Source organism: Streptomyces sp. (assembly GCF_031181555.1).
Lineage (GTDB): Bacteria > Actinomycetota > Actinomycetes > Streptomycetales > Streptomycetaceae > Streptomyces > Streptomyces fimbriatus.
Genome location: NZ_JAPSKQ010000302.1, coordinates 1 through 3,532, shown reverse-complemented (window position 1 = coordinate 3,532; position 3,532 = coordinate 1). Strand labels below are relative to the sequence as shown.

4 protein-coding genes and 1 pseudogene are annotated in these 3,532 nt (G+C 71.4%); all 5 read left to right on the top strand.

Annotated features, from left to right (window positions below):
* Positions 1–256: transposase (locus RIM90_RS31085; RefSeq protein ID WP_309064078.1), on the top strand; the 256-nt coding region annotated here is incomplete at its 5' end.
* Between the two features lie 449 nt (positions 257–705).
* Positions 706–1,221 carry a lytic polysaccharide monooxygenase gene (locus RIM90_RS31075; protein WP_309064077.1) on the top strand — a complete coding sequence of 172 codons (516 nt, stop codon included), beginning with the start codon at positions 706–708 and terminating at the stop codon, positions 1,219–1,221.
* 335 nt (positions 1,222–1,556) lie between these two features.
* Entirely contained in the window at positions 1,557–1,937 is a 381-nt protein-coding gene (locus RIM90_RS31070) for a hypothetical protein (protein WP_375165622.1), read from the top strand.
* 183 nt (positions 1,938–2,120) lie between these two features.
* Positions 2,121–2,894 (top strand): calcium-binding protein, encoded by a 774-nt coding sequence (locus tag RIM90_RS31065; RefSeq protein WP_309064076.1) that lies wholly within the window; start codon positions 2,121–2,123, stop codon positions 2,892–2,894.
* Positions 2,895–2,976: 82 nt separating this feature from the next.
* Positions 2,977–3,532, top strand: a pseudogene (locus RIM90_RS31060) (IS5 family transposase); the annotation flags it as partial.

Here is a 3,532-nt window from a genome sequence, read left to right as displayed (position 1 = left end):
CCACGGCGACAAGGGCTACGACTGCAACCACCTGCGGCGATGGCTACGCGCCCGTGGCATCACACCCCGGATCGCCCGTAAGGGCACGGACTCCAGCCGGCGGCTCGGCCGGCACCACCGGACCATCGAACGCACCATGGCCCGGCTCGCCGGATGCCGACGCCTCCACCGCCGCTACGAACGCAAAGCCAGCCACTTCCTGGCCTTCACCAGCATCACCTGCACCTTTATCTGCTACCGCCGACTCACCAATTGAGATGACTTGCAAAGACCGATCCGTGTGGAGCGCTCGCTCGGTCGCGGCCGGGTCTGCGAGCCGGGCGCCTGCGGCCAGGTACACCGTCGTCGGGTCCATTCGGTGCAGGGCGACCAGGAAGCGGGCGACCTCTTTCGGGCCGCCCGCCCGCGCCGAGCCCGCCGGCCGGTGCCGCAGCGCGAGCCAGCCCCGCCACTCTGCCGTCCCGATGCGCCGCCGTCCGTGTTCGGGGCCTCCGCTCGCCCGTCGCACCGCTGGGCCGCTCATCCTGCCGCATCTGACCAGCAGTCGGGCACGGCGGTCGCGACTGGGACTGGTTTGGTCTAGACCAAGCAGGGTAAGCTTCCGTCGCTGCCCCTGGCCGTCTCCGCGGCCATGGAAGCGCTGCTTGACATGTCCATGTCTGTCCTGCCTTCGGGTAGGCGGGCACGCCCCCCACAGGAGTTGTCATGAAGAGCAAGAAGATGCTGGCCGCCGCCATCGGCGCGGGAATCGCCCCGCTCCTGGCCGTGAGCCTGCCGGCCGGCAGCGCGAGCGCGCACGGCTACATATCCTCGCCCCCCAGCCGGCAGGCCCAGTGTGCCGCCGGCCTGGTCCCCTGCGGTTCCATCAAGTACGAGCCGCAGAGCGTCGAGGGCCCCAAGGGGCTGATGAGCTGCAGCGGAGGGAACGCCGCCTTCGCCGAGCTCGACAACGACAGCAAGGGCTGGAAGGTCACCCCGGTCAGCCGGACTACCAGCTTCAACTGGCGGCTGACCGCACGGCACGCCACCAGCACCTGGCAGTACTACGCGGGTGGCCGGAAGATCGCGGAGTTCAACGACGGTGGCGCCCGGCCGGGCGCCACCGTCACCCACCAAGTGAACTTCGGCAGCCTGACCGGCAAGCAGAAGGTGCTGGCTGTGTGGAACATCGCCGACACCGCCAACGCCTTCTACGCCTGCGTGGACGTGAACGTGAGCTGACGCGGTGCCGCACCACCCGGCCCTGCCGTGACACCAGCCGGTCCTGTCGGGGCCGACCGGTGTCACGGTGCCCGGAGAGGACGGTCCGCCGCCTGCTCCGGGCACCGGGTGCCCCTCCTCCCCCGGCCGCCTGGCGGCCGGGAGCCTTCGGACGACCGCGTGCGAGCACGTGCGAAAGGGTGGGTACGACGGTGAAGAGAGTTGGCGAGCAAAGCCTGTGCCCCCCTCAGGGACTCGCCCCCGAAGGAACCGGGGACGGCGGGCGGGCCACCCGGGTAGCCCGGTTTCTGGCCGACCGGGTCCAGCGGCGCGGCCCGGGGCTCCTCAGGGTCTGCGTGGGCACGGTGTTCCTCTGGTTCGGCGTCCTCAAGTTCTTCCCCGCGGCCAGCCCCGCCGAGAGGGTTGCCGTCCGGGCCGCGATGAAGCTCACCTTCGACCTGCTGCCGTCGGACGTGGTGCTACGGGTGCTGGCGGCGTCCGAGATGGCCATCGGCCTCGGCCTCGTCACGGGAGTGCTGCTCCGCGTGGTCCTGGTGGGGTTCTTCGCCCACATGGCCGGCGTCTTCTCCGCGCTCCTGCTGCTCCCCGAGGAGATGTGGCAGGGGGACGCGCCGATCCCCACCCTGGAGGGCCAGTACATCATCAAGAACGTCGTCCTGGTCGCGGCCTGTCTCGTGGTGGCGGCCGACGAGTGGGGCCGGGCGGCGCCGTCGTGAGGACGTCCGGGCACCGGGGCGTGCCGGCCGCGGCGCGATGGTTCGTCCCGAACACCCCACGAGTGGCCCCCTGTTCGGGAAGGGCGACCACGAGGACGCTGCCGTCACGACCGCCTGCCGGGTCTCCGGCAGCCACCCCGCCAGCAGGTCGACCCACCGGTCACCCTATCGAGATGAGGTCCCATGAACCGACACGGAGCCACCGCCCGCGCGGTCGCCGTGATCCTGCTCGCCCTCGGCCTCGCCGCCAGCCCGGCCGCCGCCGCCCCCGCCGCCACCGGGGCGAAGGCCCGCGTCGGCGCCGACTGGGCGACTCAGTCGATCGTCTTCACCGCCGCCGCGGGACAGGCCAACGATCTCCACGTGATCCCCATGGATCTCGGCGCCGGGGTCCGGCGGATCGGTTTCCGTGACGCGGTCCCGCTCGAACCCGGCGACCATTGTGCGTACCTCGAGCCCGGGGACGACACCTTCGTCGTCTGCGAACTGCCCACCGGCAGCCCCCGGCCGGACAGGGTCGATATCTTCCTCGGCGGCCACGACGACACGATCGTCACCAGCGACCCCGCGGTCGCCACCGTCCGCGGCGGCCCCGGCGACGACGAACTGCACGCCCATACCGCGCACACGGTTCGGGGCGACGCAGGAAACGACATGGTCATGGGACGCGCGGTCCTGGACGGCGGCGACGGCATGGACCACCTGATGGGCGACGACAGCGGCCAGCGGCTGTGGGGCGGCCGGGGCGACGACATGATCGAGGCGTACGACGGTGCGGACATCGTGTACGCCGGCCCGGGCGACGACCACGCCATGGGCGGAGACGGCCGCGACATCGTCATCGGCGGTCCCGGCGACGACACGCTGCACGGCGAGAGCGGTGACGACCTGGTCAACGGAGGCCCCGGGAAGGACATCGTCGAAGGCGGCCCGGGCCGCGACGTCGTCCTCCGGTAGATGTCCCCCAAAAAGCCCGGAGGCCCTGTCCCGCTAACTGATCATTTCAGAATGAATTTGGTTCAGGGAATTGGCAGTGGGGATGGTGGGCGGCAGAGTTCTGCGCGTGTCGGATGATCTTGTGTCTGATGATCCGTGGGAACGTGTTGTTCCGCTGCTCCCTCCTCGTCCGCCGCGGCGTCGGCGGTATCCGGGCCGGCTGCCGGCGGATGGCCGTGCGGCCCTTCGCGGGATCGTCTACGTCCTGCGTACGGGCGTGACCTGGGCGGACGTGCCGGCCGAGACGATCGGCTGCAGCGGGGTGACGTGCCGGCGGCGCCTGCGGGACCGGACCGAGGCCGGCGTCCGGCCCCGCCTCCACGAGATGCTCCCCGCGGAACCCCGCGGAGCCGGCCTGCTGGACATGGACGATGCCGCGATCGACGGCTCGCACGTCCGGGCCCTGAAAAGGGGGGGGCTCGCACCGGACCTTCGCCGGTCGACCGCGACCACCGGGGCAGCAAGCACCATGTGATCACCGACCGGCACGGAACACCCCTCGCAGTGTCGGTGACCGGCGGAAACCGCCACGACGTCACCCAGCTCGTGCCCCTGCTGGACGCGATCCCCCGCATCCGCGGCCTGGCGGGCCGGCCCCG

Bases quoted from the DNA above. Each gene is read 5' to 3' on its own strand.
- RIM90_RS31075 (WP_309064077.1), top strand. From the start codon at position 706: ATGAAGAGCAAGAAGATGCTGGCCGCCGCCATCGGCGCGGGAATCGCC.
- RIM90_RS31065 (WP_309064076.1), top strand. From the start codon at position 2,121: ATGAACCGACACGGAGCCACCGCCCGCGCGGTCGCCGTGATCCTGCTC.